Origin of the sequence: Acinetobacter sp. UBA3132, assembly GCF_002364825.1 — a bacterium.
GTDB lineage: Bacteria > Pseudomonadota > Gammaproteobacteria > Pseudomonadales > Moraxellaceae > Acinetobacter > Acinetobacter schindleri.
The window spans coordinates 1-7,334 of sequence record NZ_DEZM01000130.1 but is presented as its reverse complement, the minus strand read 5'-3'; the positions used below and the strand labels follow the sequence as shown (position 1 = coordinate 7,334).

Genomic DNA, 7,334 nt, shown 5'->3' with positions numbered 1-7,334 from the left:
TATATTAATTTTATTGAATCTGATATTCCTCATCGAATATTAAAAAGACAGCCGTTGTATATGTTGTTTTTTTATACAAAGGTCTTGCAGTCAATTTATCACGATATAAATATACTATACTCAAATTCAACCTCAGTTACATTGCATTTACAAAATAAAGATCAGACAAAGGAAGATAATAACGATGAGTTTTGCCCCGCAAATCAAGATTCCAGCTACCTATATGCGTGGCGGTACCAGTAAAGGTGTATTTTTCAAGCTGGAAGATCTTCCACTTGCAGCACAACAGCCGGGCAAAATCAGAGACCAGTTACTCTTACGTGTGATTGGTAGCCCAGATCCTTATGGCAAGCAGATTGACGGGATGGGAGGAGCCAGTTCCAGTACCAGCAAAACGGTCATTCTGTCTAAAAGCCAGCAACCTGATCATGACGTAGATTATCTGTTTGGACAGGTTGCAATTGACCGACCTTTTGTCGACTGGAGTGGTAACTGCGGCAACCTGACAGCGGGTGTAGGTTCATTTGCGATTAGTAATGGTCTGGTACATTCCTCTCGTATTCCGGAAAACGGCATCTGCACCGTAAGGATCTGGCAGGTCAATATCCAGAAAACCATTATTGCCCATGTGCCAATTGTGAATGGGCAGGTACAGGAACTGGGTGATTTTGAGCTGGATGGTGTCACCTTCCCAGCGGCTGAAGTTCAGATCGAATTTTTGGATCCTGCCGATGATGATGCCGAGGGTGGAGCCATGTTTCCGACAGGTCATTTAGTTGATCAGCTGGTTGTTCCAGAATACGGTACCTTTGAAGCAACTTTGATCAATGCGGGTATTCCGACAATTTTCCTGAAAGCTGAAGACCTGGGCTATCAGGGCACAGAGCTACAGGAAGATATTAATAGTGATCCGGTAGCGCTCGCTAAATTTGAAACCATTCGTGCTTATGGCGCATTAAAAATGGGGCTGATTTCAGATATTACTGAAGCAGCTCAACGTCAGCATACGCCGAAAATTGCTTTTGTGTCACAATCTAAAGCTTATGTGTCTTCAGGGGGTAAAGCGATCACCGAATTAGATACCGATGTATTGGTACGTGCCTTATCGATGGGTAAGCTGCATCATGCCATGATGGGAACCGTCGCGGTTTCGATTGGCACTGCAGCTGCGATTCCAGGAACATTGGTAAATCTGGCAGCAGGTGGGGGTGAGCGTGAAGCGGTGCGATTTGGTCATCCATCAGGGACTTTGCGCGTTGGGGCACAAGCTACTCAGGAAAATGGTGAATGGAAAGTGAAGAAAGCCATCATGAGCCGTAGTGCGCGTGTCTTGATGGAAGGCTGGGTACGTGTGCCTGCAGATGTGATAAAAGAACACAACTGATGCCTTGAGTTTTAGCCATATAAAAACCATTGTCCGCGCAATGGTTTTTATATTCAGGGCAGCACCTTTAACATTCTAGATAGCTTCTTTTCATTAAAAATGATCTTGGCTCTTGATAGAGCAAAATCAGCAGACGATTTCAAGCTGATAATTCAGGATATTTAGAGGTACAATGCAGGAATAAAGCGGCAAGTTCTTTATTCTTGTCATCGAAAATATATTGAACAACCAATCTGAGGCGAATGTGTCATCTACAACTGAGCTGTCAACCCATGCATTAACTCAAGCACAACATCGTATTCAACAGGACCTATTGACAGCATTAGATGCTTTTGCCATTCCTGAGCCGCTGAAATCAGCCGTACACCATGCAGTGATGCTGGGTGGAAAACGTGTACGTCCAGCCTTGTGTTATGCCACGGCCGCACTCAAGCCAAATCAGAACACTGCTGCTGTGCGTCGTGCTGCAGTCGCAATCGAGTTCATTCATTGCTATTCACTGGCTCATGATGATCTGCCTTGTATGGACAATGATTTGCTGCGTCGTGGACAACCAACCTGTCATGTTGCCTTTGGTGAAGATACCGCGTTGCTTGCTGGCGATATTCTGCAATCCATGGCTTTTGAAATTTTAGGCAGCCGTCTGTTTGATCAGGGCCCTGCAGTTGAGCCAGCAATTGTATTAAAGCAGATGCAGATTCTGGCGACAGCATCTTCCAAGATGGTCAATGGTCAGGTTTTAGATCTGCAGTCTGAAGGAAAACGAATTGACCAGGAAGCATTAGAAACCATTCACCGTAATAAGACCGGTGCATTAATCTCAGCAGCCATCATGATGGCTGCGGTGACGATTTTTGAAGGTACGGATCTGGCGATTCCGAAACTGCGTGAATTTGGGCAGGCCATTGGTCTGGCTTTCCAGGTACAGGATGATATTCTGGATATCATTTCTGATACTGAAGTATTAGGAAAAACGGCAGGCAAGGATGAACAGGTAGAGAAATCGACTTATCCTGCGCTTATGGGACTCGAGCAGGCAAAACAGTATGCTAAGCAGTTGCATGATCAAGCCTTAAATGCTTTGGCTCACTTCGAAGGTCAGGCTGAAGAATTGACTCAGATTACACAGTTTTTGTTACATCGCAAAAGTTAATTTTCATAGGGATGTAGCGCATAAAAAAGAGGACATTTAGTCCTCTTTTCTATTTCAGCTCATTTTATTTGCTTTCATTGTACAGACGTTCTGCCTGTTCAAAACGGTCAGTAATTTCTTCTGTCGGCGCTTTGCCCATTAAGCTCACCACAATAATAGTGATCATTGAACAGATGAAACCTGGAATGATTTCGTACAGACCAGTGTCTGCAAACAGGTTTTTCCATAGGATCACAACAGTTGCACCCACAATCATACCGGCCAAGGCACCATTCAGGGTCATACGTTTCCAGAACAGTGACAGGATAATCAATGGACCAAATGCAGCACCAAAACCAGCCCAAGCATAAGCAACCAGACCAAGCACTTTAGATTCCGGATTACCCGCCATCCAGATCGCAAGCAGGGCAATCAATAGCACCATCAAACGGCCGACCCAAACCAGTTCTTTCTGAGAGGCATTTTTACGCAGAAAAGATTTATAGAAGTCTTCAGTCAAAGTACTTGAGCACACCAGTAACTGACAGCTGAGTGTACTCATTACCGCAGCCAGAATCGCAGCCAGAACTACACCGGCAATCCATGGATTGAATAGAATTTTAGTCAGCTCCATAAATACGGTTTCAGGATTGGCATTGACCACACTTGCCAGTTCTGGATGTGCCTGGAAGTAAGCAATACCAAAGAAACCGGCTGCGACCGCACCACCCAGACACAGTATCATCCATGTCATGCCAATACGACGTGCATTCGGAATCGATTTCACCGAATCTGCTGCCATGAAACGCACCAGAATATGCGGTTGACCAAAATAACCCAGACCCCAAGCCAATAAGGAAATAATCGCAACAAAGCTCAGATCACCCATGACATTCATGGCTTGTGGACGAGCCGCTTCAAGTGCCAAAGTGATTTGTGACATATCGGAGAAAGATAAAATAGCCACAATTGGTGTCAGCAACAAAGCAAAGATCATCAGACCCGCCTGAATCGTGTCAGTCCAGCTGACAGCCAGGAAGCCACCAATGAATACATAACTGATCGTCGCAATCGCGCTAATCCAGAGGGCAGTACTGTATGGCAGTTCAAACATGCTTTCAAACAGACGTGCACCTGCAACCATGCCTGAAGCACAATAAATAGCGAAGAAAATCAGGATCACGAATGCAGAAACCACACGCAGAACTTTTTTCTGGTCGTTAAAGCGGTTCGAGAAATAATCTGGCAAGGTCAAGGCATTGTGCTGTACTTCAGTATGTACACGTAAACGTCCAGCGACCAGGAGCCAGTTTAGCCAGGCACCGATGATCAGGCCAATTGCAATCCACATTTCAGACAGACCTGAAAGATAAATTGCCCCGGGCAAACCCATCAGCAGCCAGCCACTCATATCGGAAGCACCAGCAGAAAGTGCAGTGACAAAACTACCTAAACGTCGGCCCCCTAAGATGTAGTCGGAAAAGTTTGTTGTCGCGCGATAAGCCATCATGCCAATCACGATCATGGCAACAATATAAAATAGAAAGGTGATTAAGGTTGGATTTAGGGAGCTCATACGGTATCCATTTTTAAGTTGGACAGTAGATCGAAATAAGGATTATGGCAAATGTTATGGTCTTTAATCCGAAAGCCATGCAACATTAAATCCAGAAGATTTCAAAAATAAACGCGAAATTTAACCATAATTTCACAATCTTTGCTGAGATTTTCTTGATTTAAATGAAAATAGGCAGTCATTCGACTGCCTATTTGATTCATATTTCTTAACAGTTAATTGTTGCGACCCATAACGCCACGAATGGTATTCATAATATCTGCTGGCAAGACCACAGTCTTGGCATTTGGAGATTTCGCCATATCCTGCATGGCTTTTACATATTGCTCGCCAAGTAAGTAAGCCACAGGAATTTCTTTATCACCAATCGCCTGAGTCACCATATCAATAGCACGCTGTGAAGATTCAGCCAATACCACTTGTGCTTCCGCATCACGACGTGAGGCTTCAAGACGACCATCTGCTTCCAGAATGGCTGCCTGTTTTTCACCATCGGCTTTAGTTACTGTGGCACGACGTTGACGTTCAGCCGCTGCCTGTTCTTCCATCGCTGCCTGCATGGTATGCGATGGTTTGATGTCCTGGATTTCTACGGTTTTCAGGGTAATCCCCCAATCTGAAATATCATCCGAAATACTGGCTTTCAAACGTGCCTTAATGTGATCACGAGATGACAAGGCATCATCCAGATCCATTTCACCGACAATCGAACGCAATGAAGTCTGAACCAGATTCTGAATCGCCCAAGAATAGTTTTCAATCCCGTATACGGCTTTTTCAGGTGTAGTCAGGTTAATATAAGCTACGGCATTCATCAGCAAGACTGCATTATCACGGGTAATCACTTCCTGAGAAGGAATATCCAGCACGATATCTTTAGTCGTCACTTTATAAGCAACTTCATCGATATAAGGAATGACGAAGTTCAAACCAGGATTCAGGGTAGAATGGTATTTACCCAGACGCTGTACAATCCATTTATAGCCTTGAGGAACAATTCGTACACCTTTAAAGATGGTAACGGCCACAAAGACCAGCAGGGCCAATACAATAATAGAACTTATACTCATGTCTTTTTCACCTTTTCCTTTTCTTAATTATTGCTATGTGGTTGTACCACCAGGTCATTACCGAGAATATCGACCACACGAACCCGGTCGCCAACTTGTACCGGACTGAGGGTACGACATTCCCATTCATCGGAACCGAGGACAGGGAGTGGAAAGCGGACTTTGACTTGACCGTGATCCAGATTGGTTTGAATCACCATCCCCACCTGACCAATAGTTGCTTCACGTGACAGTCCGGCTTTGGTCTTGTCTGTAGACAGCGGTTTAATAAACTTGAACCAGGCCAGAGTACATAGCACAGAGAGAACGATCCAGGTCAGCAGCTGCGTGGTCAGTCCCATCATCGGGAACATCCAGTACAGAATACCCACCATAATGGCCCCAATACCAAACCAGAGTGCAGCAAATGCTGGCAGAATTAACTCTGACAGAATCAGGATAATGCCAAGTACAAACCAGTGCCACGGTTCAAGAACAAATTGCATAAATTAACCTATGTAATTCAAAATTAAATATTCATCATGATTTTTATCTTCACTTCAATGTAGCAGATGCAGCAGCGGATGAATACCTGCAATCCCGATTTAGAACCTGGCCTTGCGTGGCGGTTGTAATGCAGCTGGGGACTTGCTGAAATCGTTGATGGCCTTTTCAATGGCCCGGATTTTTAACTGGGCCGCCTTTTCACCTTCCAGAATCGTTTCATTACTCGATTTCAGATCCAGTGTACCAATATGTCCGACCTTCGGCTGAATGACCACATTAGCCTGAGCCAGTTCTTCATTAATACTTTGCTGACCCATGATATTAATGGTCTGATCCAGCAGGCCAAACATGTTCATGGCTTTGTTGGCATCCGGACGCGCTGAGATATCAACTGCAATGACAATATCCGCTCCCATATCTTTGGCTGTTTTCACTGGAATTGGACTGACTAATCCACCATCGACATATTTGTTACCCCCAATCACCGCTGGCACAAAGACATTTGGAATACTGCAAGAGGCACGTACCGCCTGGCCAGCATTGCCTTTGATAAAGTCAGCCTTACGGCCATTATCCAGGCGGGTAGCTACCGCAGCAAAACGGATCGGGAACTGTTCAATGGGTTTATTGGCCACGTTCTTATTTACATAATCCTGTAGCTTTTGACCGGCGATAATGCCCTGACGGTTTAAAGTCAGATCACGAATATCCGCCTCTTTAAAATTAAGCGCAATTTGTTGCAGCTGATATGGAGTTTTACCGCTGGCATACAGACTGCCGACAAAACTGCCGGCACTGGTTCCAGTCACAATTTTAGGTTTAATTCCATGTGATTCAAGGACTTTAATCACGCCGATATGGGCAAAACCTTTCGCTCCGCCACCACCCAAGGCAAGGGCAATGACAGGTTCACGGGCTTTAAGCGTCGGGGTAACAACAGGTTTCGATGGGCTTCTGTCGCAGGCTGCAAGGCTCAGGCCCAAACACCCAATCATTGCATAACGAATTAATTTCATTCTAAAAATAGAGGATTAAATAAGCAAATTATGGTTATCAGAGCAAAAAAAAGACATTTTGCCTAGCGTTTTTTCACCAGTTTTTGTAAAGGCTTGGCAATCCAGTCCGGGTTTTTTGCCGAGATCTTGCCTTCATAATGGGCATAGATCTGCTCCAGATCATATTCATAATCACCGGTTAAATGGTATACGCCCAGGATATGAATGGTTTTAATGTCATAGTCAAAAGAAAACATCACAATCGGCAGATTGGCAGCTTTGGCAATATGATAAAAACCGCTACGGATTTTTTCCGGTGCCTTACGCGAACCTTCAGGTGCCATGCCTATCCAGATCCGATCAGTCTTGTTAATGATATCAACAATCTGTCGGGTATGTCCTTGAGGAGTATCACGTACCACCGGAACCACACCAATCCATTCCAGAATCGGTTTCAGTGGTGTACGGAATAAACTGTCCTTGCCAAAAATCGTGATCTGAATGCCGAGACCGAGCAGAGCATTAAAGCCCAACCAGGCATCAATATTAGAGGTATGCGGAGAAATGATGGCAACTGCTTTTGGCAGATTTGGAAATTCACCTTCCATTTTCCAGCCTTGAGCAAGAAAAAGCTTTTTATAAAATGTCCGGCTGAATTTACTGCCACGCCCAGGGACTAAAGCAGGCAGGT

The 7,334-nt window shown here is 44.7% G+C and carries 7 protein-coding genes; 2 read left to right on the top strand and 5 right to left on the bottom strand.

Annotation, left to right across the window (positions count from 1 at the left end):
• Positions 1–184: 184 nt before the first annotated feature.
• Together prpF and B4033_RS06800 are read left to right on the top strand one after the other, a co-directional pair.
• On the top strand, positions 185–1,384 hold the full coding sequence (prpF, locus tag B4033_RS06805; RefSeq protein WP_286832813.1) for a 2-methylaconitate cis-trans isomerase PrpF: 1,200 nt from the start codon (positions 185–187) through the stop codon (positions 1,382–1,384).
• Positions 1,385–1,628: 244 nt separating this feature from the next.
• Positions 1,629–2,537 (top strand): polyprenyl synthetase family protein, encoded by a 909-nt coding sequence (locus B4033_RS06800; protein ID WP_108619268.1) that lies wholly within the window; start codon positions 1,629–1,631, stop codon positions 2,535–2,537.
• A 64-nt stretch (positions 2,538–2,601) separates the two neighbouring features.
• On the opposite strand, the gene putP is transcribed toward B4033_RS06800, so the two are convergent.
• The 5 genes from putP to B4033_RS06775 form a co-directional block, all read right to left on the bottom strand.
• A complete protein-coding gene (putP, locus tag B4033_RS06795; RefSeq protein WP_286832812.1) occupies positions 2,602–4,092 on the bottom strand; it encodes a sodium/proline symporter PutP in 1,491 nt (496 codons plus the stop codon).
• A gap of 215 nt (positions 4,093–4,307) precedes the next feature.
• Complete coding sequence (locus B4033_RS06790; RefSeq protein ID WP_004810953.1) at positions 4,308–5,162, bottom strand: SPFH domain-containing protein; 855 nt, start codon at positions 5,160–5,162, stop codon at positions 4,308–4,310.
• A gap of 23 nt (positions 5,163–5,185) precedes the next feature.
• Positions 5,186–5,647, bottom strand: coding sequence for an NfeD family protein (locus B4033_RS06785; protein ID WP_004810952.1), 462 nt, complete (start codon positions 5,645–5,647; stop codon positions 5,186–5,188).
• Positions 5,648–5,746: 99 nt separating this feature from the next.
• The gene (locus B4033_RS06780; protein ID WP_103800531.1) at positions 5,747–6,664 is read right to left on the bottom strand and encodes a patatin-like phospholipase family protein; all 918 of its coding nucleotides are present in this window, start codon (positions 6,662–6,664) and stop codon (positions 5,747–5,749) included.
• Between the two features lie 62 nt (positions 6,665–6,726).
• Positions 6,727–7,332, bottom strand: a complete 606-nt coding sequence (locus B4033_RS06775) for a 1-acyl-sn-glycerol-3-phosphate acyltransferase (protein WP_286832810.1) — start codon at positions 7,330–7,332, stop codon at positions 6,727–6,729.
• Positions 7,333–7,334: the final 2 nt, after the last annotated feature.